This window comes from Lentzea cavernae (assembly GCF_014653695.1).
Lineage (GTDB): Bacteria > Actinomycetota > Actinomycetes > Mycobacteriales > Pseudonocardiaceae > Lentzea > Lentzea cavernae.
The window spans coordinates 75,646-97,128 of the sequence record NZ_BNAR01000005.1; the positions used below are offsets into that span (position 1 = coordinate 75,646).

26 protein-coding genes are annotated in these 21,483 nt (G+C 69.3%); 15 read left to right on the top strand and 11 right to left on the bottom strand.

The window, feature by feature from the left end:
- Positions 1-27 precede the first annotated feature (27 nt).
- On the top strand, positions 28-540 hold the full coding sequence (locus tag IE307_RS17745; RefSeq protein WP_191299086.1) for a hypothetical protein: 513 nt from the start codon (positions 28-30) through the stop codon (positions 538-540).
- Here the strand turns inward: IE307_RS17745 and IE307_RS17750 are convergent.
- On the bottom strand, positions 504-1,028 hold the full coding sequence (locus IE307_RS17750) for a CGNR zinc finger domain-containing protein (RefSeq protein WP_191299087.1): 525 nt from the start codon (positions 1,026-1,028) through the stop codon (positions 504-506). The two genes, IE307_RS17745 and IE307_RS17750, sit on opposite strands and share 37 nt — an antisense overlap.
- 26 nt (positions 1,029-1,054) lie before the next feature.
- On the opposite strand from IE307_RS17750, the gene IE307_RS17755 reads away from it, so the two are divergent.
- The gene (locus IE307_RS17755; protein ID WP_191299088.1) at positions 1,055-1,261 is read left to right on the top strand and encodes a hypothetical protein; all 207 of its coding nucleotides are present in this window, start codon (positions 1,055-1,057) and stop codon (positions 1,259-1,261) included.
- Positions 1,248-1,859, top strand: coding sequence for a TetR/AcrR family transcriptional regulator (locus IE307_RS17760; protein WP_229904815.1), 612 nt, complete (start codon positions 1,248-1,250; stop codon positions 1,857-1,859). Before IE307_RS17755 ends, IE307_RS17760 begins: the two co-directional genes overlap by 14 nt.
- Here IE307_RS17760 and IE307_RS17765 read toward each other — a convergent pair.
- Together IE307_RS17765 and IE307_RS17770 are read right to left on the bottom strand one after the other, a co-directional pair.
- Entirely contained in the window at positions 1,851-2,372 is a 522-nt protein-coding gene (locus tag IE307_RS17765) for an AAA family ATPase (protein ID WP_191299089.1), read from the bottom strand. The two genes, IE307_RS17760 and IE307_RS17765, sit on opposite strands and share 9 nt — an antisense overlap.
- A 137-nt stretch (positions 2,373-2,509) precedes the next feature.
- The gene (locus tag IE307_RS17770; RefSeq protein ID WP_191299090.1) at positions 2,510-3,373 is read right to left on the bottom strand and encodes a ferredoxin family protein; all 864 of its coding nucleotides are present in this window, start codon (positions 3,371-3,373) and stop codon (positions 2,510-2,512) included.
- Between the two features lie 101 nt (positions 3,374-3,474).
- Here IE307_RS17770 and IE307_RS17775 point away from each other — a divergent pair, with 101 nt between their 5' ends.
- Positions 3,475-3,846 (top strand): DoxX family protein, encoded by a 372-nt coding sequence (locus IE307_RS17775; protein WP_191299091.1) that lies wholly within the window; start codon positions 3,475-3,477, stop codon positions 3,844-3,846.
- Here IE307_RS17775 and IE307_RS17780 read toward each other — a convergent pair.
- Positions 3,843-4,172, bottom strand: coding sequence for a hypothetical protein (locus tag IE307_RS17780; RefSeq protein WP_191299092.1), 330 nt, complete (start codon positions 4,170-4,172; stop codon positions 3,843-3,845). The genes IE307_RS17775 and IE307_RS17780 overlap by 4 nt on opposite strands.
- On the bottom strand, positions 4,169-4,756 hold the full coding sequence (locus tag IE307_RS17785) for a PadR family transcriptional regulator (protein WP_191299093.1): 588 nt from the start codon (positions 4,754-4,756) through the stop codon (positions 4,169-4,171). Before IE307_RS17785 ends, IE307_RS17780 begins: the two co-directional genes overlap by 4 nt.
- Positions 4,757-4,805: 49 nt before the next feature.
- Here IE307_RS17785 and IE307_RS17790 point away from each other — a divergent pair, with 49 nt between their 5' ends.
- Together IE307_RS17790 and IE307_RS17795 are read left to right on the top strand one after the other, a co-directional pair.
- Complete coding sequence (locus tag IE307_RS17790) at positions 4,806-5,504, top strand: SDR family oxidoreductase (protein WP_191299094.1); 699 nt, start codon at positions 4,806-4,808, stop codon at positions 5,502-5,504.
- Positions 5,505-5,574: 70 nt separating this feature from the next.
- On the top strand, positions 5,575-6,204 hold the full coding sequence (locus tag IE307_RS17795; protein ID WP_191299095.1) for a class I SAM-dependent methyltransferase: 630 nt from the start codon (positions 5,575-5,577) through the stop codon (positions 6,202-6,204).
- A 40-nt stretch (positions 6,205-6,244) separates the two neighbouring features.
- Here IE307_RS17795 and IE307_RS17800 read toward each other — a convergent pair whose 3' ends face one another.
- Positions 6,245-6,994: a ZIP family metal transporter gene (locus IE307_RS17800; RefSeq protein ID WP_191299096.1), complete on the bottom strand. Its 750-nt coding sequence runs from the start codon at positions 6,992-6,994 to the stop codon at positions 6,245-6,247.
- A 90-nt stretch (positions 6,995-7,084) separates the two neighbouring features.
- Here IE307_RS17800 and IE307_RS17805 point away from each other — a divergent pair, with 90 nt between their 5' ends.
- Together IE307_RS17805 and IE307_RS17810 are read left to right on the top strand one after the other, a co-directional pair.
- Complete coding sequence (locus tag IE307_RS17805) at positions 7,085-8,029, top strand: helix-turn-helix transcriptional regulator (protein ID WP_191299097.1); 945 nt, start codon at positions 7,085-7,087, stop codon at positions 8,027-8,029.
- Between the two features lie 2 nt (positions 8,030-8,031).
- Entirely contained in the window at positions 8,032-8,298 is a 267-nt protein-coding gene (locus IE307_RS17810; RefSeq protein ID WP_191299098.1) for a hypothetical protein, read from the top strand.
- Here IE307_RS17810 and IE307_RS17815 read toward each other — a convergent pair.
- Positions 8,246-11,143, bottom strand: a complete 2,898-nt coding sequence (locus tag IE307_RS17815) for an NACHT domain-containing protein (RefSeq protein WP_191299099.1) — start codon at positions 11,141-11,143, stop codon at positions 8,246-8,248. The two genes, IE307_RS17810 and IE307_RS17815, sit on opposite strands and share 53 nt — an antisense overlap.
- 29 nt (positions 11,144-11,172) lie before the next feature.
- Positions 11,173-11,724: a cadmium resistance transporter gene (locus IE307_RS17820; protein WP_191299100.1), complete on the bottom strand. Its 552-nt coding sequence runs from the start codon at positions 11,722-11,724 to the stop codon at positions 11,173-11,175.
- Positions 11,725-11,820: 96 nt separating this feature from the next.
- Between IE307_RS17820 and IE307_RS17825 the strand changes: the two genes are divergently transcribed.
- Together IE307_RS17825 and IE307_RS17830 are read left to right on the top strand one after the other, a co-directional pair.
- Complete coding sequence (locus IE307_RS17825) at positions 11,821-12,687, top strand: SDR family NAD(P)-dependent oxidoreductase (protein WP_191299101.1); 867 nt, start codon at positions 11,821-11,823, stop codon at positions 12,685-12,687.
- Positions 12,688-12,696: 9 nt separating this feature from the next.
- A complete protein-coding gene (locus tag IE307_RS17830; RefSeq protein WP_191299102.1) occupies positions 12,697-13,257 on the top strand; it encodes a TetR/AcrR family transcriptional regulator in 561 nt (186 codons plus the stop codon).
- Here the strand turns inward: IE307_RS17830 and IE307_RS17835 are convergent.
- Together IE307_RS17835 and IE307_RS17840 are read right to left on the bottom strand one after the other, a co-directional pair.
- Positions 13,246-14,043 (bottom strand): LLM class flavin-dependent oxidoreductase, encoded by a 798-nt coding sequence (locus tag IE307_RS17835; RefSeq protein ID WP_191299103.1) that lies wholly within the window; start codon positions 14,041-14,043, stop codon positions 13,246-13,248. The genes IE307_RS17830 and IE307_RS17835 overlap by 12 nt on opposite strands.
- A 67-nt stretch (positions 14,044-14,110) precedes the next feature.
- The gene (locus IE307_RS17840; RefSeq protein WP_191299104.1) at positions 14,111-14,605 is read right to left on the bottom strand and encodes a DinB family protein; all 495 of its coding nucleotides are present in this window, start codon (positions 14,603-14,605) and stop codon (positions 14,111-14,113) included.
- Between the two features lie 601 nt (positions 14,606-15,206).
- Between IE307_RS17840 and IE307_RS17845 the strand changes: the two genes are divergently transcribed.
- From IE307_RS17845 to IE307_RS46765, 5 genes are all read left to right on the top strand, one after another.
- Positions 15,207-16,184, top strand: coding sequence for a tyrosine-type recombinase/integrase (locus IE307_RS17845; RefSeq protein ID WP_229904816.1), 978 nt, complete (start codon positions 15,207-15,209; stop codon positions 16,182-16,184).
- A gap of 129 nt (positions 16,185-16,313) precedes the next feature.
- Positions 16,314-17,138 carry a non-homologous end joining protein Ku gene (gene ku / locus IE307_RS17850; protein WP_189155335.1) on the top strand — a complete coding sequence of 275 codons (825 nt, stop codon included), beginning with the start codon at positions 16,314-16,316 and terminating at the stop codon, positions 17,136-17,138.
- The gene (ligD, locus tag IE307_RS17855) at positions 17,139-18,581 is read left to right on the top strand and encodes a non-homologous end-joining DNA ligase (RefSeq protein WP_191299105.1); all 1,443 of its coding nucleotides are present in this window, start codon (positions 17,139-17,141) and stop codon (positions 18,579-18,581) included. It abuts the gene before it with no gap.
- On the top strand, positions 18,571-19,443 hold the full coding sequence (gene ligD / locus IE307_RS17860) for a non-homologous end-joining DNA ligase (RefSeq protein WP_191299106.1): 873 nt from the start codon (positions 18,571-18,573) through the stop codon (positions 19,441-19,443). Before ligD (IE307_RS17855) ends, ligD (IE307_RS17860) begins: the two co-directional genes overlap by 11 nt.
- Before the next feature lie 33 nt (positions 19,444-19,476).
- Positions 19,477-20,514 carry a GrpB family protein gene (locus tag IE307_RS46765; RefSeq protein ID WP_229904817.1) on the top strand — a complete coding sequence of 346 codons (1,038 nt, stop codon included), beginning with the start codon at positions 19,477-19,479 and terminating at the stop codon, positions 20,512-20,514.
- Here the strand turns inward: IE307_RS46765 and IE307_RS17875 are convergent.
- Positions 20,492-21,463, bottom strand: a complete 972-nt coding sequence (locus IE307_RS17875; RefSeq protein WP_191299107.1) for a GlxA family transcriptional regulator — start codon at positions 21,461-21,463, stop codon at positions 20,492-20,494. The two genes, IE307_RS46765 and IE307_RS17875, sit on opposite strands and share 23 nt — an antisense overlap.
- Positions 21,464-21,483 lie beyond the last annotated feature (20 nt).

The following is a 21,483-nucleotide window of genomic DNA, read 5'->3' on the forward strand; positions in this document are numbered from 1 at the left end:
CTGATCTACGGAATGGGAGTTGCACGCATGAGAGTCCTCGCGATGGCCGCCGCGGTCCTGGTCGCGCTCAGCACGACCCTGGTGTCGTCGTTGCCCGCGCACGCCTACCCGCAGGTCTCCCGAGCCGAGCTGATCAACCGGGCCAAGTCCTGGCTGACAGCCGGTCCGGGAGGCGGCCCGGTGCCCTACAGCATGCAGGACCGGTTCCAGAACTACCGCCAGGACTGCTCCGGTTATGTGTCGATGGCCGCGCGGATCGACGCGCCGGGCAAGATCACCACCGACCTGGCCGACCACCTGCACTCGAAGTCGATCTCGATGGCCGAGCTGCGGTGGGGCGACATCATCGTCAACACCGAGGGCGCCACCGCCGAGGGACGGCACGTCGTCATCTTCGACAAGTGGGCCGACCCGTACAAGACCGCCTACCTCGCCTACGAGCAGCGCAGCACCTACGGCACCAGCTACCGCCTGCTGCGCTACGGGATCTCCACGACCGACGACTACTGGCCGCGGCGGCTGCTCAACGTGACCGGCTGACGGCTGCGGTGGTTCGCGACGGCGACGCGGTTGGCGCACTTGGTGGAGCAAAAGCGCCTCATACCGTTGCGGCTGGTGTCGACGAACACCGTGTCGCAGCCGTCGCGGCCGCACGAACCGATGCGCCCGGCGTCCTCGCAGAACAACGCCGCCAGGCCCGCCGCCGTGTAGGCCTTCACGCGCACGTCGGTCGGCGCGTCCTCACGGGCGTAGTGCAGGTGCGGGGCGCGGCCGTCGTGGGTGGAGATGTAGTGCGTGGTCGAGGACTGGGCGAGCAGGTCGTTGAGCAGTTCGACGGTGGGGTGGCGGAACACCTGCCGCAGCCGCTCGACCCAGTCTCGTACGTCACGTTCCTGACGTGCGTCGAGGGAGCCCAGCGGCTTGTAGTCCGACGATTTCAGCACGTCGAGCAGGGGCAGCGCCGGGTCGGCGTTGACGAGCTTCGCGGCGAGCTCCGCCGCCGCCCCGCCGTAAGGGTTGAAATGCACTAGACCATGACATCACGCTGGGAGTCATGATCGCCACCTGCCCCGCCTGCCACTGGCCCGCCCCCGCCACCGTCTCCCGCCACGGCGCCGTCGCCTACCTGCGCTGCGTGTGCGGGCTGCTGCTCGTGCTCGAACGCGGAGTGGTCGCCGCCACCGCCGGGACCAGCGCGTTCGCCCCGATCACGCAGGTCAGCGGTGATCTTGCTAGTGTCCCGGACCGTGAGCCGTCGTGACCTGCTGTGCGACACCGCGATCCAGATCCTCGCGGTGGAAGGCGGCCGTGGCCTGACCCACCGGGCGATCGACCGCGAGGCCGGCGTCCCGATCGGCACCACCAAGAACTACTTCCCGACCCGCGAGGCGATCCTCACCGCCTGCGCCGCCCGCATGACCGCGTTGCACCGCGCCGCCGTGCAACGCCTGCGCGAGACGACCCCGGCCGACATCAGCGCCACCGACGTCGCCGAGCTCTACCCGGCCCTGCTGCGCCGCGCGGTCGCCGACGACCCCACCCAGATGCTCGCGATGGTCGAGCTCTACCTCGAGGCCGTGCGCCGCCCCGGGGTGCGGGAGGCGCTGTCGGGCATGGTGCTGGCCAACGCCGAAGCCGCCGCCGCCCTGCAACAGGCCGCGGGCCTGCCCGCGACCGTGCGCGACACCGGCCTGCTCGACGCCTACTTCCTGGGCGTGGCGATCTCGTTGCTCGCCCTGCCGACCGAGACCCTGAAGACCGTCGGCCTCGACGACCCCTACGCCCTGGGCATCGGCGTGTTCTCCGCGACGGCGCCCAACCCCGGCCCGCCTCCGCACAGCTCCGCGCAGTCAGGCTGACAAGGCCGCCAGCAGCGCCTTGTAGGTCTGCTCGACGTCGGCGCCCTCGGTGTCGACGAGCACGGACTCGGGCGTGAGGTAGGCGGCGAGGTGCTCGTGGATGCGGCGGATGACCGTGACACCGCCCATGTCCTCGACGGCCCGGTCGATGTGGTGCTCGCGCCGCCGGTAGCGCTCGATCGTCGCATCGGGGGAGGCCAGCAGCACGAACTCCACGTAGCCCGCGCCGACCGACGCCGCGGCCTGGGCGAACGCGGCGCTCTGGCCCCGGTCGGTGATCAGCTGCGGCATGACGACGTCGTTGCCGGACTTCAGGTGCGTGGTCGCCATGGTGATCGCCAGCGGGCGCACCAGGTTGACCGCGCCGGAGAAGTCGTCCTCCCAGGCGCCGACCAGCCGGACGATCTCGTCGGCGTCGAGGTTGAGGGTGCGGGGGTGGTCGGCGGCGTAGCGGGCGGCGATCGTCGACTTGCCGACGCCGGTGGGACCGTTCAGATGGATCAGCCTGGGCACCCGGCCGAGCCTAGGGCCCCGTCCCGCGGGCCCGTTCGACGGGAGTCGCGGAGACGGCGCCCTCACACCGGACGTGTTCGGGCGTTGCGGGGAGATGCCGCCTCTGGGCCCTCGGACGCGGCTGTCGTGGACGGGGTCTAGCGGCAGATGGTGACCAGTTCGTCGATGGCGGTCGCCACCAGCGCGATCGCCACGTCCGGTGACTTGCCGCAGCTCGCGGGACGCGGCGGCACGTCCTTCTCGGTCAGCACGACCCGCCACTCGCGGCCGTCGGCGTGCCGCACGGTCGCGGAGTCCTCGGTCTCGGCGATGACGGTGAGCACGTCGCGGGTCTCACCGATCTGCTGCCGCACGGCGACCTCGGCGACCTGCCCCCGCGGGGTGAAGCAGGACCGGCCCCGGCACCGGTCGGCGACGATGCCCTCCGTGACGACGCGCTGAGCCAACTGGTGGTCGAGTCGTCCGTACAGGTGACCGGTGGGCAGCAGCACACCGGTGGGCGCGAAGCGGTGCCCGCCGGTGTGGGTGCACTCCCACAGGTTCAGCGCCGTGGCGATCGGGCGGCCGTACAGCGCGCAGCACACGTCGCGTTTGCTGTTGGTGCAGACCAGCAGCAACGGGTCGTCGACCGGCGTGCCGAACGCGGTGGAACGGCCCGCGCCCAGCGCCGCGAAGTCGAGCTCGAGGGCCTCCTCCGGGGAGGTCAGGTCGGCCTGCTCCAGCCACGAGGCGCCCGGTTTCGTCGAGGCCAGGTACAGGCGCCGGCGTGCGGGGACGTGGTGGTCGGCGTGCTTGCCGGGGCGGCGGATCAGCAGGATGCGCACCCCGGTGCCGTCGGCGCGGCGCTGCAGCTCCGCGCCCAGCTCGGGGTCGAGATGGCTCTCCGTGAGGGCGTCGCGGCCCCAGGGGCCGGACTGCTCCAGGCACAGCCACGCCGTCGCGGTCGCGGCCGTGCCGGCCAGCGGTTCACCCGCGAAGTCGGAGAGTATCGAGCACCTCATCTGCACACTCTATACGGCCAATCGGGTGAGGACTAAGGACACCCTTACCCGGTCGGGTGTGATGTAGGACATCGCCGGTCGGGCCACTGGGTTCTCCGTCCATGAACGTCGCGGTGTGGATCGTGTCGGGCGTGCTGGCCGCCCTGTACCTGACGGCGGGCTTCACCAAGCTGGCCAAGCCGAAACAGGATCTGCTGACCGAACCGCGCCTGTCGTGGGTCGGCGACTTCACCGCGGGACAGGTCAAGGGCATCGGCGCGGTGGAGGTCGCGGGCGCGCTGGGGCTGGTGCTGCCGTGGCTGACCGGCGTCGCACCGGTCCTGACCCCGATCGCCGCGCTCGGCCTCGCGGTGGTGCAGATCGGTGCGGCGATCACGCACCTGCGGCGTGGCGAGAAGGCCACGGTGCCGGTCAACGTCGTGCTGTGCGCGCTGGCGGTGTTCGTCGCCGTCGTGCGCTTCGGGCAGCTCTAGTCCGGAGTCTCGAAGAGCCGCACCCGCTCTCTCATGGCCGCCTCCAGCTTGGCGCGGTAGCCGATGAACAGCTTGTTCGCCAGGTAGGGCGCCCAGTTGCCCTGCCGGGCGATGTTGTGCACGCGGTGGCGCAGCAGGGTGCCGTCGGGATGGAAGTGCAGCGAGTCCTCGCCGCGATACCACCAGTCGCCCCAGTAGGCGATCACGCCCTGTTCGCGGTCCACGAGCCGGTGCGGGCCGGACTCGCCGGCGTCGGCGAACATCCGTGCGCGCACGACCTCCATCGGCGCGTGCACCACGCCGGTGACTTCGAAGAGCAGTCTCATCGGTGCCGTTCCTCCCAGGAGTCGTGACCGCCGACGGTCCCGTCGGCTGTGGCGGCGGCGAACCAGGACAGCCAGGCGCGTTCGGCGCGCAACATGGCCATCCGGTAGTCGAGTTCGATCCACGCGAGCTGCGGCAGTCCCATGCCGGCGAGCCTCTCCAGCAGCACCGCCAGGGCGGTGAGCTGCTCGGCCACGGCGGCTTCGCGTTGCCGCACGAGGGTGAGCGCGTCCTCGGGGGGCAGCAGGCCGACCAGGGAGATCCCGGCCTCGAAGCGCGGGTACTCGCGGGCGGGGACGGCGATGAGCTCGCGCAGCCAGTCGTGCAGCTCCGCCGTGCCCGCCTCGGTGACGGAGTAGACGGTGCGCTCGGGACGGTTGCCTGCCTTCTGCACGGCGCTCGCGGTGATCAGCTCATGTTTGTGCAGCGAGTCGACCACGGTGTAGAGGGAGCCGTAGTTGAGCTTGATGACCTCCTCCTGGTGGCGTTCCCGCATGGTCTGCGCCATCTCGTAGGGGTGCATGGGCCGCTCCGACAGCAGCGCCAGCACCGCGAGGGCCAGGGGGTTCGTGCGCTTGAACGTCATATCCGCTCCCGTATATCCGGCACCGAGTATAGGGGTTAGGGTGGGCGGCATGACAACGGTGATCACCGGGGGAAGCCGGGGTATCGGTGCCGCGACCGCGCGCAGGCTCGTGCGCGACGGGCACCGGGTCGTGATCAGCTACCGGCAGGCCGAAGAACAGGCGCGGGCACTGGAGTCCGAGCTGGGAGTGCTCGCCGTGCGGGCCGACACCTCCGACGAGGCCGACGTGGCGCGCCTGTTCGACGCGGCGGGCGACGACGTCACCGGCGTGGTCAACAACGCCGGCATCACCTCCCCGGCGGGCCCGCTGGCCCAGCTGCGCACCGAGGACCTGCGGCGCGTGGTGGACGTCAACGTCGTCGGCGCGCTGTTCGTGGCCAGGGAGGCGGCCCGGCGGATGACCCGCGGCGCCATCGTGAACGTGTCCTCGGGCGCGGCGACGCTGGGCAGCCCGGGGGAGTACGTGCACTACGCCGCCACCAAGGCCGCCGTGGACGCGCTGACGATCGGCCTGGCCAAGGAACTCGCGCCGCAGGGGATCCGCGTCAACTGCGTGCAGCCCGGCACCGTGCGCACCGACATCCACCGCCTGTCCGGCGTGCCCGACCGCCCGGACCGCGTCGCCTCCCGCATCCCGCTGGGCCGCCCCGGCGAGACCGACGAGATCGCGAACGCCATCGCCTGGCTGCTCTCCGCGGAGGCCTCCTACACCACGGGCGCGATCCTGCGGGTGGCCGGCGGCATGTGAACCGCGGTAGGTGAACTGCGGCCTTTCGCCTCTGCGACCGCGCTCCGGGCTGCCCGTAGGCTTCTCCGTCATGTCCGCGCCCACGCTCACCGACTTCGTGCTCGCCAACACGACGCTGGCCCCCGTGCCGCTGGTGCCGGAGGTGTCCCTGCACGGCGCGGTCGAGGCGATGGACCTGTGGGAGCGCACGCATCACGACCAGCCGCCGTTCTGGGCGTTCCCGTGGGCGGGCGGCCAAGCCCTGGCACGGCACCTGCTCGACCACTCCGGCCTGGTGCGCGACAAGAAGGTGTTCGACCTCGCGTCCGGCTCCGGCCTCGTCGCCATCGCCGCGGCCCTGGCCGGCGCCGACTCGGTCACCGCGAACGACATCGACCCGATGGCGCTCGCCGCCGTGCAGCTCAACGCCGCGGCCAACGGCGTCACCGTGAGCACCCTGGACGGCGACCAGCTCGACAGCGACGCCCACGGCGCCGACGTCGTGCTCGCGGGGGACGTGTTCTACGACTCCGAGGTCACCGCGCTCGTGCTGCCGTTCCTCGTCCGGGCCGCCGCGCGGGGTGCGCTGGTGCTGCTCGGGGACCCCGACCGCGCGCACCTGCCGCGCGACCGGTTCACCGCGCTGGCCCGCTACGAGGTGCCGGTGCCGTTGACGCTGGAGAGCACCGAGACGCGCAGCGCCACCGTCTGGCGGGCTTAGCGCGTTCGTTCGGTGCGAGGCGCGGGCGAGCGACCAGCACCTAGCCGAGGCGTTCCACCACGAACGCCGTCAGGAACCCGGCGGTGGTGCACAGCCCGGTGTAGAGGCGGGCGCGCTCGAAGGCCTCGGGGATCATCGTGTCCGCGACCATCGCCAGGATCGCCCCCGCCGCCACCGCCGTGATCACCGCGATCAGCTGCGGAGACGCCCCGTCGAGCAGCAGGTTGCCCAGCGCCGCGGACAGCCCGCTCGCCACCGCGATCGCACCCCACACCCCGAACACGTAGCCGGGCCTGCGGCCCGCCTGCTTCATGCCGGCGACGCTGGACAGGCCCTCCGGCACGTTCGAGATGACCACCGCCGCCAGCATCGCCACCCCGATCCCGCCGCCGCTGAGCAACGACACCCCCAGCACCACCGACTCGGGCACACCGTCGAGCAGCGCGCCGACCGCGATCGCCGTGCCGCTACCGGCCTGCTCGGACTCACTGGGCTGGTCACTGCTGCGCTTGCGGTGCCGCGCCCCACGCCGCGCCAGCAGGACGTTGGCCAGCACGTACGCCACGGCCCCGCCCAGGAACCCGCAGGCGGTCGCGAGCAGTCCACCGGTCTTCTCCGCCTCGTCCACCAGCTCGAACGACGCCGCCGCGATCAGCACCCCGGCACCGAACGCCATCACCACCGCGACCACGTCCCGGGGAACCCGGACGAACCAGGCGACCAGCGCGCCCACCACGAGCGCCCCACCGCCCGCCAACCCCCACACGCCCGCTTCGACCCACTGTGGCATGCCCCGGGATGTCCCCGATCTTCATCCGGTACACCTCCACGCCCGCCCGTTCGCGCGTTAAGGCCACACCCTGTCCTAAAGTGTTCGTCCATGCTGGAAACCTCGGCGCGCCTGCTGCGCCTGCTCGCCCTGCTGCAGTCACGCCGCGACTGGCAGGGCAGCGAACTGGCCGACGAACTGCAGATCAGCCCCCGCACCGTCCGCCGCGACGTCGACCGCCTGCGCGAACTCGGCTACCCGGTCAACGCCACCACGGGCTCGTTCGGCGGCTACCGCCTCGGCGCCGGCGCCGAACTCCCACCCCTGCTGCTCGACGACAACGAAGCCGTGGCCGTCGCCGCCGCCCTGCGCACCAACGCCGTCACCGGCCTGGAAGAAGTCTCCCTGCGAGCGCTGCTCAAGCTCGAACAGGTCCTGCCCTCCCGGCTGCGCCACCGCGTCTCCGCACTCCAGCAGATCGAGTCCGTCCCCCGCGACCACCCGGCCCCCGCCCTGGACCCCGAACTGCTGTCCGTCCTCGCCGCCGCCTGCCGCGACAGCGACACCCTGCGCTTCGACTACCACTCCCACGACGGTGAGTCGACCCGCCGCCGCGTCGAACCACACCGCCTCGTCAACTGGGGCCGCCGCTGGTACCTCGTCGCCTGGGACGCCGACAAGCAGGACTGGCGCAGCTTCCGCGTAGACCGCATCACCCCGCCCCAGCCCCCGTACGGCCCCCGCTTCACCCCACGCGACTTCGACGCCACCACCTACGTCGCCTCCCGCGCCAGCCAAGCCGCCTGGCGCGTCCAAGCCCGCATCCTCGTCCACGCACCCGCCGACGTCGTCGCCGCCCGCATCTCCACCGCCATCGGCACCGTCGAAGCCGTCGACGACACCACGTGCGTGTTCGTGACCGGCTCCGACTCCGTCGAAACCCTCGCCGTGTGGATCGGCATGCTCGACCTCGACTTCGAGGTCACCTCACCCCCCGAACTCGTGGCACACGTTCGCTCTCTTGCGGCCCGCTACGCCCGCGCCGTACAAGACTGAGCATGGCCATCACCGGACGGGACATCGAGCGCCTGCTCTACACCGACACGCCCGACCCGATCCTGGTCGTGCACAACGGGACCACCGAGATCGTGGCCGCCGCGGATCTCGGGCGGCGGCCGGGGGCTGTCGTGGTGTGCTCGCGCAGTGAGTTGCTGGGGAGGGTGGGGGAGAGGGACCTGAGCGAGGGGGAGTTGGCGGCGTTGGCCGCCGAACTCACCACTTCAACTGGACACCCAGCTCCTCCGCCGCCCGCCTGGCCCGCTTGACGAGATCGGGCCTTAGTTCCATATAGCCGAATTCGTCGAGATGTTTGAGTAGAATTTTAAGGTTGCTGTAAGGGGAGAGCTCGACTCCGCGCTCATGCAACCTTAAGTGGCTTTCCAGCTCATCCAAGGTGTCCGAAATACCGATCCGTCGTTCGAACTGCTCCAGCAGCTCGGCGTCATTGCCCCCAATGCCTAGTCTTACGAAGTACTCATGTGAGAACACAAGACTTCCGCCGGTTGCTTCATAGAGGCGTTGGAGCGCGGGGCGGCACTTATCGGCTGGAGTTGCCCATAGGTTGATCAGCGCCGCAGCCACCTCGATGCCGTGCTGGGACACCAATGGCGTCACCGCGTCTCGCAACGTCACGGCAACCTCGTCCAACGTCACATACGGCTCCGACATCAGCAGCCACTGGGCGTGGACTTCGCGGTCTCGGTTGCTCAGGCTCACTGAGAAGTGGCGCTCGGCGTCGCGCTCCACCCAAAACCAAAGCACTACGCTCGCCCACTCACTCGACGGCAGCCGTGACTTCCAGAACAGGGTGAGTCGGCGCCAGTCGTCGACGCTCAGCCCGAGGTCGTCGGAGTAGCACTTTCCGCGCAGTATCAAAGCCAGCACGACCAGGTTCAGCGAGTACTTCGCGTCTCGCACCGTGTCGGCCAGCGAGGAGGGCAGGTATCGGCCGCGCGAGGTCCGCGACTCCTCCCGCCCTGCGAACAGCCGTGACACGAGGTCGGACAGCCCCTCCCGGTGAGAGTCCTTGGCGAACTCGCGCAGGAAGTCCAGTACCGGTTTGCTTGACGTCAGCGCGGCGAACGACAACACCGAGTACAGCTCGACGTCATCCGCCGTCACCTTCCGCTTGGACCGCGCCTCGTCTTCCTGGCGCAGCTCCGTCAGCCTGTCCCACACAAAGCGGGCCACGAGGTACTCGCCGAACGTCGCGTGCAGGAACTCGTAGGTCCGCAGCGTGGTTCGGTCCTCGCGAACGGCCTCCGTGCGTTGCATGAAGAAGAAGCGTCCCAGCACCGTCTCGCCGGCAGACAGGGGAGTGTGCGTTCCCTTCAACCGCTCCGGGGAATCGACCTCGAGCAACTGGGCCAGGTCCGCGGTCACCTCGTGTTCGGCGACCCACTGCACGCCGCGGTTGAACATCGCGAGCGCTACCACCGACAACCTGTCCAGCTCGAACTCGATGTCCTCGGCGAGATGGACCTCGGTCCGGCCGGCCTCGTTTTTGGTGACCTCGCGCTCCGCGAACAGAGCGAGAAGCCGCCCGTACAACTGGCCGCGGCTCAGGCCGAGGTGATCGCGCTGGAACGAGCTGTCCACCGCGTCGTACAAAGCCAGCATCAACAGCAGCAGCGGCTGGGAGGCGAGGTCCGGATACCGCAGCGCAGTCTCGGCGGGCAGGGGGCGATTGACCGCGTTCCACACGTCCAGCCAGGCACGCACCTGGCCTTCGTCGAACGGCATCAACCGCACCACGTTCGTCGCGTCAGGCAGCTCAAGTCCGGCACACACGCTCAGTCGGCTCGTCACGAGGAACAACGCCGGCCTGCCCATGTCCTCCAGTCGCTGCTGGAAGTCGGCGATCGTCATCAGGTACCGGCTCTGGCTCACCCCGGTCGCCTGCAACAGTTCGTCGAAGCCGTCCAGTACGACCAAAGGCAGTGCCCCGCCGGTCGTGCGGCAGAACTCCGCCCAGCTCAACCGCTCGTGCAACAAGGTGTGCAGGCCGTGCTCGATCTGCTCCTCCAGGCCGCGCCCGGCGGGCGTACACCGGAGCTCCACTCGCACCACGGCGAAATCCGACGCGGGCAACCGCGCCGCGAGCATTTCGGTGAGCAGCGACTTTCCCGACCCGGGGTCACCGAGCACCAGCAACGGCGCCGACAAGGCCTCCGGTGACGTCAGGAAACCGGCCAGGTACGCGTACAGGTCGTCGCGGACGGGCACCTCGTCCCACGTCGAGAGCAACGATGGGGCGAACGCCCGGTCACCCTCGGTCCCCAGCTGGAACCTCGGATCGACGTAGGCGTCGGCCAGGGTCGGGATCCGCACGCCGTCCGGTACGTCGGCCGCCTTCACCAACGGCCGGCGCAGCGCTCCCCGGTAGGCGCCTGCCAGCTCGGTGAGCCGCAGCTGCGGCGTCAGGTCGGTGGTGGTCTCGCGCAGGACGTCCTCCAGCCGCGCGAGCGCCTTGCGGCCCGCACGGCCTTCGTCGACCGCGAACCAGAACCGGATCTCTGGGTACTCGGCAGCGAGCTGCGCCACGAGTTCCTGGTACCGCTCCAGCGCGCGCATCTCCGCATGCCTCAGGGCGCCGCGCAGGCGGTCCTTGCCGGTGTCGTTGAGGCGGTCCCAGTACGACAGGCCCCTGACAGCCTCCAGCAGACTGTCGGCGAGCTGCCCGTACAGACCTTCCAAAACGGCGAGGTTGACCTCGTACGGGTAACTCGACAAGGGAAGCGGCAGCTCCAGCTCCCACGGGTTGAACCGGGCGACGAGTTCGCGGTCCTCCGGGGTGAGCTTCACGGTGAACTGCTGTTCTTCGTAGGCCTCGAAGAACGCCGTCATCACCAGAACCGCGTGAGCGGCGTGCAGCCGCTGGGTGCGGGTGTAGCGGCTGACGCCCCGGCGCTTCGCGGAGAGGCTGGTGAGGAGCTCGTTGCTCAGGCGCACGAAGTCGGGCTTGGCGTCGAAGAGGTCCAGCACCTGCCACATGCCCAGCGAGCCCAGGAGCAGCGCGCCGCCCAGGACCTTGTCCATCGCGGCGATGACCGGGTGGTCTCGGCCGCCGAGGATCTTGACGGCCTCGTTGTAGCTGTAGGTCCTTCGCACCCGAAATGTCTACCGGACCGACGGCACGGTCATCCGGAGAACAACACCAACAGACCAATGGCGATCAGCACGACGGGCAGGGCGATGTGTCCCCACTTGGCCAGGGCGCGGGCCACCACCGGGCGGGAGGCCAGGAACCAGCCCGCCAGGCACCACACACCGACGAGGAGCAGGAACACCGCGACGTAGACCCACAGGGAGTCCGCGACGGCGAAGACCGGGACGTAGACGCCGATGTTGTCGCCGCCGTTGGCCAGGGTCACGCCGGCCATCGCGAGGACGCTGGGAGCGGTGTCCGGGGTGTCCTCGTCGTCCGGGCCGCGCCACAGCGACCAGGCGGCCTTGAGGCCGAGGGCCAGGGGGATGAGGCCCAGCCACGGGCGGAAGTGTTCGGGGAGCAGGGAGGCTCCCAGGGCGCCGACCACGGCCACCGCCAGGATGCCGGTGAAGCCGAGGTATTGGCCGGTCACGACCTGCCACGGGGACTTCGCCCGCGCGAAGAAGAGCGCGAGCAGCACGAGGTCGTCGACGTTGGTGACCGCGAACATGCCCGCGGCCTGGCCGATCACCCCTGGATCCACGGCGGCATTCTCGCCCACCACAAACGGATAGGTCATCCGCATGTGTGCTAGCGTCGGCGACAACAAGTGGATGAGCTATCCGGATTGAGGAGTGTCATGACGCGCAAGGCAGTCATCACCGCGGGGACCGGCGGCATCGGGCTCGAAACGGCCCTCGGGCTGGCCGACGCCGGGTATGCCGTCACCGTTGTCGGGCGCAACGCCGAACGCGGCGCGAAGGCCGTCGAGAGGATCAACGCCAGGGGAGGGGAGACCGCACGGTTCCTGCAAGCCGACCTCGCCTCGCTCGACGAGGTCCGAACGCTCGCCGCGCTCATCGCCGGCGAAGGGGAACTGGCCCTGCTGATCAACAACGTCGGCGCCATGTTCCACGACCACACCCAGATCGACGGCGTCGAAGCCTCCTTCGTCGTCAACCACCTCTCGCCCTACCTGCTCACCGAATCGCTCCTGCCCGTGCTGACCGGACGCGTCGTCAACGTGACCTCCCGCGCGATCGTCACGGCCAAGAAGGCTTTCGACGCGGTGGAGCCGCCCGGCGACTACTACGCCTTCCACTGGTACGGGCGCGCCAAGCTCGCGAACCTCGCCTACACCCTCGACCTCGCCCAACGGCACAAGACCATCTCCGTGCTCGCCGCGGACCCCGGCGCCGCCGCCACCGCCATGACCGACGGCACCCTCACCGACCCCGAGATCGTCTCGCCCGCACTGCGACTGCTGTGGCCACTGGTCCGCCGCACGTTCGAACGCTCGACCTCCGGACCCGCGACCACGGCGGCCCGGTCCTCGATCCGCGCCGCCACCGACGCCACACTCGCCTCCGGAACGGTCATCGGACCGCACACCACACCCGTCACACCCCACCGCGCCGCCACCGACCCACGTGTCCAACACGCCGTGCGCGCGCTCAGCGAGAGGCACGCACCACTCGTCCACGTTCCGGATGGCGTATCCAATTAGGCTGGTGGCATGACGCCGCAGCGAAAGGACGCCGCCCGCAACTGGGAGCACATCCTCACCGTCGCCAGAGAACTCGTCGACGAAGGCACCCCGCTGCAGCTCAACGACGTCGCCCGACGCGCAGGACTCGGCGTCGGCACCGTCTACCGCCACTTCCCGACGCCCGAGGCACTCCTCGAGACCGTCGCCACCCCCTGCCTCGAAGCACTCGTCACCCAAGGCGAAGAAGCACTCGCGCACGACGACCCCTGGACCGCCTTCGCCGACTACCTCACCCTGCTCGTCGAAGGCCAGGTCACCGACCCCGCACTCGTCAAAGTCGCCGCCGCCGCGCACGACGTCCTACCGCGAACCACCGAACTCAAGACGCAGATCCTCGCCACCGGAGCCAAACTGCTCGCCCGCGCCCGCGACGCCGGCGCCGTCCGCACCGACGTCCAGGACGCCGACCTCGTCCCACTCATGTGCGGCATCAGCTACGCCACCTACGTCCACAGCACCGACCCCACCCACCGGCACCACGCCGCACGCCGCTACCTCGACACCCTGCTCCGAGGCCTACACGCCTGAACGCGGGGGACCGGCCGCCACAAAAGCCCGCAACTCCTCCAACCCCTCAGCCCCACCATCGGTCAACATCCACGTCACACCCGCGGCCTCGTACTCCGCCACCTCCGCCGGTAACACCGGCCCACCCCACAGCACGACATCACCGTCCGACGGACCACCCGACGCCACGAAGTCCGCCTTCAACCGAGCGGCGTCCGCGGGGGAGAGCACCACCAACCCGTCAGGCCCGAACGTCGCCGGCACCACACCCGCCGCATGCTCCGCCGCACGGAACGGCACCGACCGCGGCCACGCGCCACCCACCCAGATCGGCACCTCCACCGGCGCGAACCGCACACCCGACACCTCGAACACCGAACCCCGGTGCTCCACCTCAGCGCCCGACAACAACGCCCGCACCAACCCGACCCCCTCCGACATCGCCTCCGCACGCGACACCCGCTCGCCGAAGGGGGAGAAGTCCTGCGGCACACCCGCACCCACCCCGAGCACCAACCGCCCACCCGACAACCGCTGCAAGGTCGACGCCTCCAACGCCACCTTCCACGGCCGCCGACGCCCCAGCGACGTCACCAACGGACCCAGCCGCACCCTCGACGTCCGCGCCGCCACCGCACCCAGCGTCACCCAGACGTCCGCCACCACGGGATCACCGGGCACCACCACGTGATCCCACAGGAAGAACCCGTCCCACCCCGCCGCCTCCGCCTCCACGGCGAGCGACACCAGCACGGACGGATCACCGAGCGACGGACCGAAACCGGGAACGTACAGGGCGTATCGCATGCCCCGAGTGTTGCAAGCACCCCCGACAAGATCATCTGCGAAGCCCTGACCAGGCAAAACCGGGGGACTAGCGCCCCTCGCCGGTCGCGCCGTCGGTCTGCTCCCGCAGGATGTCCGCATGCCCTGCATGCCGGGCCGTCTCCGTCAGCACGTGCACCAGAACGTTGAACAGCTTCACGTCCGGACGCGGCCACCACGGCACATGACCAGGGGAGTCCACCGCAAGAGAAGAGATCGTCGCATCCGAGTGCACCCACACACGCCGATAACGACCAACGATCTCCTCACGCGACTCCGACTCATCCGCCCGCATGTCCAGCCCACGCGCCGCCAGGTCGTCCCAGCGCGGCATCGGCTCGGGAAACGGTCGCCCGAACACCTCACCGAAGTACCGGGACTCCGACAACGCCAGGTGCTTCACCAACCCCAGCAGGTTCGTCCCGGACGCGGTGAGCGGACGCCGGACGTCAGCCTCCGGCAACCCGTCGAGCTTCCACACCATCACCTCGCGCAGCTCACGCAAATCGCCGTGCAGGTACTCCTTGGCGAAGTCATCGATCATGACCGCAGAGCATGGCAGTGAAGCCAGAAGGCGCTCTAACGCCACGGTGACGAAACACCTCGAAGTCTTGGATGCGGCAGGAGCGGCTCGCTCAGCGACGCCCTGAGAACATCGAACGACGACAACGGATCGCGCAGCCGACCGCAGCGGCCGTCAGAACGGTGCCCAGGCAAGAGCGCGCGCCGTCTCACAGCGGCACGCGTCACTGACACGGCCCACAGGGTGATGGGAAAGCCGCGAAGGGAAGGGCCGAATCCACGTTACTTGACATAATGTAGATTATCGGCAAAACGGCGACCTGCGAAGATCGCTTCAGAAGGGGCCGCAACGGCCGTGTTGGCGCGTCTGCAAGCCGCACCCGGCGGGCAGGCCAGCTGCGCTTGCAGACGCCACAACATCAGATCCACGGCGATGTCGGAGCGCGGTCGACACCGACGTGTCGTCAGTGAGACGTACGTGGCGGGGCGCCATTACGCTCACGATCCCCGACAAGTGACGCCACCTGGTCCAGAGCCTTCGTCCGGCGGCCGGAAACCCGGCGAAACGGACATTTCATGCATAATCGCCATTATCCAGCACAGTGCACGGGATTGTCGGTGGTGTGCGGTACAAGATCCATATGCACGTGCTCGCCGCCCAGGACGCCTTCTTCCTCGCCCGCCGGACTCGCAAGGACTCGCCGCACACAACGGCCGCCTACCGGCGAGATCTCTCCGGCGTGAACGCACTCCTGGCCGAGGCCCTCTCCTCCCCCGTCGAGGACCTCACCATCGGCCACCTCACCGGGGCCCACCTGCGTCAGGCTTTCGGGTTGTTCGCGGACACCCACGCCAAGAGCTCCGTGCTGCGGGCCTGGTCCACCTGGAACCAGTTCCTGACGTTCTGCGTGGCCGAGGACCTCATCGCCGGCAACCCGATGGGCGCCATCGCCCGTCCCAAGACGCCTCCCCTGGTCCCCAAGCCGCTGCGGGGTGAGGACACGCCGGAGCAGTTGCTCACGGCCGCGGCGGAGGGTGCGCGGAAGGGTCGTGACCCGTGGCCTGAGCGCGACGTGCTGGTGATCGCGCTGGGGCTGGTCGCGGGTTTGCGCAGTGCCGAGATGCGCACGTTGACGCTGGCGAGCGTGGTGGGGCGTGAAGGTGAGCGGCGGTTGCACGTGAAGGGCAAGGGCAACCGGGATCGGAGTGTTCCGATCGAGCCGCCGATGGAGCGGATCGTGGACGCGTACCTGAAGAGCTGCCGGCAGCGTTTTCCGCAGGGGCGGTTCGATCGTGAGAGCGCGTTGCTGAGGGATCGGCACGGTGAGCCGATCGGGCGGGGTGGGCTGGAGTACCTGGTGAAGTCGTGTTTTCGGTGGGCGGGGTTGAACGACCGGGTGCCGACGGGGGCGAATCTGCACGCGTTGCGGCACACGTTCGCGACGAGGCTGGCGGAGGACGGGGCGTCGGCGAGCGAGATCATGGCGTTGCTGGGGCATGCGAGTTTGGCGACGAGTCAGAACTACATCGAGGCGACGGCGCGGGAGCGGCGGGCCGCGGTGGCGAGCAATCGGACGTATCGGGCGTTGAAGGACATGTAGCGGTGCTCGAGCGTGGTGCGGGACGCTGGGCTGTGACGTGCAGGCCGGGGGTTGCCCAGTTGCCGGATCGTTAGGCCGAGTGGGTGACCTGAGAGTGCGAAAACCGCATTTCAGGGGTACCCAATGAGAATGAGATCCGTGTGGCGTGGGGCCATCTCCTTCGGGTTGGTGACGATCGCCGTGCGCCTCTACACGGCTGTCGAGGAGCACGACTTCCGTTTCAACCAGGTGCACCGGGAGGACGGCGGGCGCATCAAGTACAAGCGCGTCTGTTCGGTGTGCGGTGAAGAGGTCGAGTATTCGGAGATCACCAAGGGCTACGAGTTGGACGACGGCCGGATGGTGATCATGGAGAACGAGGACTTCGAGAAGTTGCCGGTGAAGACCGACAAGTCGATCGACGTCCTGGAGTTCGTGCCGGCGGAGGAGATCGATCCGATCTACTTCCAGAAGACGTATTACCTGGAGCCGGACAAGGCGGCGGCGCGTCCGTACGTGTTGCTGCGGGACGCGCTGGTGAAGACGGGTCAGCTGGCGGTCGTGAAGATCACGATCCGGCAGAAGGAGACTCTTGCGACGATTCGGGCGCGGGACGACGTGCTGGTGATGCACACGATGTTGTGGCCGGATGAGATCCGCAAGGCGGAGTTCGACTTCCTCGATCAGGACGTCGAGGTGCGGCCGCAGGAGTTGAAGATGGCGACGTCGCTGGTGGAGTCGATGGCGGGTGACTTCGATCCGGACACGTTCACCGACGACTACCGGGACGCGTTGGAGAAGGTGATCGCGGCGAAGGCGGAGGGTGCGGAGTTGCCCGAGCAGCCGGAGGCCGAGGAGAAGGGTGATGTCATCGATCTGATGACGGCCCTGGAGCGCAGTGTGGAGAAGGCGAAGGCCGGGCGGAAGGGTGCGGAGAAGAAGTCCGCGCCGAAGAAGAAGGCCTCGTCGGCGTAGATGGCCGGGCTCGGCGAGTACCGGCGCAAGCGGGATCCGGCCAGGACGCCGGAGCCCGTTCCGGGTGCTGGGGATCTTCCGCGTGGTGACGATGACACGTTCGTGATCCAGGAGCATCACGCGAGCAGCCTGCATTGGGACGTGCGGTTGGAGCGTGGTGGTGTTCTGGTGTCGTGGGCGGTGCCGAAGGGGTTGCCGCCGACGACGGATGTGGTGCGGCTCGCGGTGCACACCGAGGACCATCCGCTGGAGTACGCGGAGTTCTCCGGGGAGATCCCGAAGGGTGAGTACGGCGGCGGCGAGATGTTCCTGTGGGACCGCGGCCGCTACGAGACGGTGAAGTGGTCGGACCGCGAGGTCGACGTGGTCTTGCACGGGCAGCGTGTGCAGGGGCAGTTCGTGTTCTTCCGGTCGGGCAAGGACGGGAAGAACTGGATGGTGAAGCGGCGTCATGCCGCGGCGCGTCCGGACTGGGAGGTGCTGCCGGAGCAGGTCAAGCCGATGCTGGCGGTGCCGGGGCCTCTCCCCCAGGACGGTGATGATCTCTGGGCGTACGAGTTCAAGTGGGACGGTGTGCGGGCGATCCTGCGGGTGGAGGGTGGCCGGGTGCAGGCGTGGTCGCGTCTGGGCAACGACATCACGGTCGCGTACCCCGAACTGCAGGGCGTGGGTGAGCAGCTGGGGGCGACGGAGGCTCTGCTGGACGGGGAGATCGTCGCGTTGCAGAACGGCCGGCCGAGTTTCAGCGCGTTGCAGAACCGGATGCACGTGACGAAGTCGGAGGCGGCGCGCCGGGCGGCGCGTCAGTACCCGGTGACGTTGCTGTTGTTCGACCTGTTGCACCTGGACGGCACGTCGACGTTGTCCCTGCCTTTTCGGCAGCGTCGTGAGTTGTTGCGGGAGCTGGATCTGAGGGGTTCGCACTGGATGACTCCCCCGTCCTACGACGAGGACGGTGCGGCGGTGCTGGCGGCGAGTCGTGAGCAGGGGTTGGAGGGGGTGGTCGCGAAGCGGCTGGATTCGCCGTATCAGCCCGGGACGCGGTCGCCGGTGTGGCGCAAGATCACCGATCTGATGGCGCAGGAGGTGGTGATCGGTGGCTGGCGGATGGGTGAAGGCAAGCGTGCGGGGGTGATCGGCGCGTTGTTGCTGGGTATCCCGCGTGATGGCGGGCTGGCGTTCGCGGGGTCGGTGGGCACGGGGTTCAACGACGCGGAGCTGGCGGTGCTGACGCCGCGGTTGAAGGCGTTGGCGCGCAGGTCGTCGCCGTTCGTGACGGAGATGCCGCGGGAGCGGTCGAGGGGCGCGAAGTGGGTGGAGCCGGAGTTGGTGGCCGAGGTGGTGTTCCGGCAGTGGACGCCGGACGGGCGGATGCGGTTTCCGGCGTGGCGGGGTTTGCGGCCGGACAAGACTCCTGGGGAGGTGCGTCGGGTTGAGCAGTGACGCGACCGTACGGGTCGAGGACCGGGTGGTGAAGCTGACGAACCTGGACAAGGTGCTGTATCCGGGGTTCGGGTTCACCAAGGGTGAGGTGATCGATTACTACACCCGGATCGCGCCGGTGCTGCTCCCCCACCTCAAGGACCGTCCGGTGACGCTCAAGCGCTTCCCCAACGGGGTGGACGGGAAGTGGTTCTTCGAGAAGAACGCGCCGGAGCACCGTCCTGACTGGGTGCGCACGATGCGGCTGGAGTCGCCGGGCAGCACGAAGGGCAACGAGACGGTCAACTACGTGATGGTGGACGAGTTGGCGACGTTGGTGTGGCTGGCGAACCTGGCGGCGCTGGAGTTGCACGTGCCGCAGTGGACGGTGGGGCCGCGTGGGGGCAAGCGGGATCCTGATCTGCTGGTGTTCGACCTGGATCCGGGTGCGCCGGCGACGATCGTGGAGTGCGCGCGGGTGGCGGAGCGGATCCGGGTGGTGCTCGACGACGACGGTGTGGACTGCTGGGCGAAGACGTCGGGCAACAAGGGGATGCAGGTGTACGCGTACGCGCCGGCGAAGGACACGTCGGAGTACGCGAAGGCGGTGGCGCAGCGGTTGGCGCAGGAGCATCCGGAGCTGGTCGTGTCGACGATGGCGAAGGCGCAGCGCACCGGGAAGGTGCTCATCGACTGGTCGCAGAACAACACGGCGAAGACGACGGTGGCGCCGTACTCGTTGCGGGCCCGGGAGCGTCCGGCGGTGTCGGCGCCGGTGACGTGGGACGAGGTCGAGGACTGCGAGGTCGTGGAGGACCTGTTGTTCCTCGCGGACGAGGTGCTGGAGCGGGTTGCTTCGGCGGGTGACCTGTTCGGGAGTTGATATTCTGGCCGACTGCCTACGAGGGGGTCTGCCGTGATCATCGAGCTTGCCGAGTACGACGAGGCGTGGCCCGGGTTGTACGAGCGTGAACGGGAGCGGGTCCTGGGCGCGGTGCCGGGTGCGGTGCTGGAGCACGTGGGGTCGACGTCGGTGCCGGGGTTGTGCGCGAAGCCGGTGATCGACCTGATGCTGGTGGTCGAGGACCCGGTGGACGAGGGGTCGTACGTGCCGGGGTTGGAGGCGGCCGGGTACCGGGTGGTGGTGCGGGAGGACGACTGGCACGACCACCGGGTCCTCAAGGGGCCGGACACGAACGTCAACCTGCACGTGTTCCGGCGTGGGTGTGCTCAGGTGCGGCGGCATCTGATGTTCCGGGACTGGCTGCGGGCGACCCCGGAGGACCGTGAGCTGTACGCGTCGACGAAGCGGGCGTTGGTGGCGCGGGAGTGGGAGCGGGTGCAGGACTACGCGGACGCGAAGAACGCGGTGGTGCTGGAGATCCTCGAGCGTGCCTATCTGCAGTGGCGGTTGCCGTCGGACGACGTGGAGTTCGTGACGGAGACGCCGCCGCTCAACGCGTCGGTGGTGTTGCGGGACTACGACCCGCAGTGGCCGCGGTGGTACGCGGTCGAGGAGGCGAAGATCCGGGCCGCGCTGGGTGATGTGGTGGTGCGGCTGGAGCACGTGGGGTCGACGTCGGTGCCGGGGCTGGCGGCGAAGCCGTTGATCGACATCCTGCTCGTGGTGCCGGATTCGAGCGATGAGGACGCGTACGTACCGGCGTTGGTGGCGGCGGGGTACTTCTTCCGGTTGCGTGAGCGGGGCTGGCACGAGCACCGGTTGTTCAAGGGCACGGAGCCGGACGTGAACCTGCACGTGTTCTCCCCCCGCTCCGAGGAGCTCGATCGCATGCTGGCCTTCCGCGATCGGCTGCGGTCGCACCCGGCGGATCGGGAGGAGTACGAGCGCACGAAGCGGGAGCTCGCGGCCCGGACGTGGGAGCGGGTGCAGGACTACGCGGACGCGAAGACGCGGGTGGTGGAGCGGATCATCCTGCGGGCGCTGGGCTGAACCGGCGCCGGTAGTCCGAGGGGGTCAGGCCGGTTTCGCGGCGCATCAGCGCACGGAGGTTCGCGGCGGTGCCCAGGCCGGTGCGGCGGGCGACGACGTCGAAGCGCCGCTCCCCCAGTTCGATGAGCCGGCACGCCAGGGTGACGCGTTCGGCGGTGAGCCACGCCAGCGGTGTGGTCCCGAGTTGTGCCTGGAAGCGGCGGTGCAGCGTGGCCGGGCTGACGGCGGCGCGGGCGGCCAGCGAGGTGACGGTGAGCGCGGTGTCGAGGTGGTGCTGGGCCCAGGCGAGCAGGGGCGCGAGGGACTCGTCGCGCAGGGCGGGCACGGGGCGTTCGACGAACTGGCGCTGGCCGCCGTCGCGGTGGGCGGCGAAGACGAGGCGGCGGCTGACGGAGTTGGCGATCTCGGCTCCGTGGTCGCGGCGCACGAGGTGCAGGCCGAGGTCGAGGGCGGCGGCGCTGCCGGCGGAGGTGAGGATGTCGCCGTCGTCGACGAACAGCACGTCGGGTCGCAGGTCGACCTGGGGGAAGCGGGTGCGGAAGTCGTCGGCCCACTGCCAGTGGGCGGTGGCGCGGCGGCCGTCGAGGACTCCGGCTTCGGCGAGGGTGAAGGCGCCGCTGCAGAACCCGACGAGTCGTGCGCCGCGGGTGTGGGCGCGGCGGATGGCGTCGAGGACCTCGGGGCGGCGGGGTGTGTCGACGTCGGGGCGGTTGGGGACGATGAGGGTGTCGGCGTGGTCGGTGGCGTGCAGGCCGGCGACGCCGGTGAGGGTGAAGAACCCGTCGCGCATCAGCGTCGCGGGTTCGGGTGAGCAGAGGCGGAAGTCGTAGAGGTGGCCGCCGAGTTCGGGGCGGTGCAGGCCGAAGACCTCGGTGGCGCAGCCGAGTTCGAAGGGGTTGGAGTTCTCGTCGACGATCACGACGACGCGGTGCGAGGATTCTTGCGGCATGTGCGATTCCTAGCACTCAC

What these genes read in the sequence shown, in the direction of transcription:
- IE307_RS17805 (WP_191299097.1), top strand. Translation starts at nt 7,085, where the DNA reads ATGCTGGAAACCTCGGCGCGCCTGCTGCGCCTGCTCGCCCTGCTGCAG.
- ligD (WP_191299105.1), top strand. Translation starts at nt 17,139, where the DNA reads ATGGCCGGGCTCGGCGAGTACCGGCGCAAGCGGGATCCGGCCAGGACG.
- ku (WP_189155335.1), top strand. Translation starts at nt 16,314, where the DNA reads ATGAGATCCGTGTGGCGTGGGGCCATCTCCTTCGGGTTGGTGACGATC.
- IE307_RS17745 (WP_191299086.1), top strand. Translation starts at nt 28, where the DNA reads ATGAGAGTCCTCGCGATGGCCGCCGCGGTCCTGGTCGCGCTCAGCACG.
- IE307_RS17780 (WP_191299092.1), bottom strand. Translation starts at nt 4,172, where the DNA reads ATGAGACTGCTCTTCGAAGTCACCGGCGTGGTGCACGCGCCGATGGAG.
- IE307_RS17835 (WP_191299103.1), bottom strand. Translation starts at nt 14,043, where the DNA reads ATGCGATACGCCCTGTACGTTCCCGGTTTCGGTCCGTCGCTCGGTGAT.
- IE307_RS17770 (WP_191299090.1), bottom strand. Translation starts at nt 3,373, where the DNA reads ATGAGGTGCTCGATACTCTCCGACTTCGCGGGTGAACCGCTGGCCGGC.
- IE307_RS17800 (WP_191299096.1), bottom strand. Translation starts at nt 6,994, where the DNA reads ATGCCACAGTGGGTCGAAGCGGGCGTGTGGGGGTTGGCGGGCGGTGGG.
- IE307_RS17790 (WP_191299094.1), top strand. Translation starts at nt 4,806, where the DNA reads ATGACAACGGTGATCACCGGGGGAAGCCGGGGTATCGGTGCCGCGACC.
- IE307_RS17775 (WP_191299091.1), top strand. Translation starts at nt 3,475, where the DNA reads ATGAACGTCGCGGTGTGGATCGTGTCGGGCGTGCTGGCCGCCCTGTAC.
- IE307_RS17785 (WP_191299093.1), bottom strand. Translation starts at nt 4,756, where the DNA reads ATGACGTTCAAGCGCACGAACCCCCTGGCCCTCGCGGTGCTGGCGCTG.
- IE307_RS17830 (WP_191299102.1), top strand. Translation starts at nt 12,697, where the DNA reads ATGACGCCGCAGCGAAAGGACGCCGCCCGCAACTGGGAGCACATCCTC.
- IE307_RS17825 (WP_191299101.1), top strand. Translation starts at nt 11,821, where the DNA reads ATGACGCGCAAGGCAGTCATCACCGCGGGGACCGGCGGCATCGGGCTC.
- IE307_RS17795 (WP_191299095.1), top strand. Translation starts at nt 5,575, where the DNA reads ATGTCCGCGCCCACGCTCACCGACTTCGTGCTCGCCAACACGACGCTG.
- IE307_RS17810 (WP_191299098.1), top strand. Translation starts at nt 8,032, where the DNA reads ATGGCCATCACCGGACGGGACATCGAGCGCCTGCTCTACACCGACACG.
- IE307_RS17875 (WP_191299107.1), bottom strand. Translation starts at nt 21,463, where the DNA reads ATGCCGCAAGAATCCTCGCACCGCGTCGTCGTGATCGTCGACGAGAAC.
- IE307_RS17755 (WP_191299088.1), top strand. Translation starts at nt 1,055, where the DNA reads ATGATCGCCACCTGCCCCGCCTGCCACTGGCCCGCCCCCGCCACCGTC.
- IE307_RS17840 (WP_191299104.1), bottom strand. Translation starts at nt 14,605, where the DNA reads ATGATCGATGACTTCGCCAAGGAGTACCTGCACGGCGATTTGCGTGAG.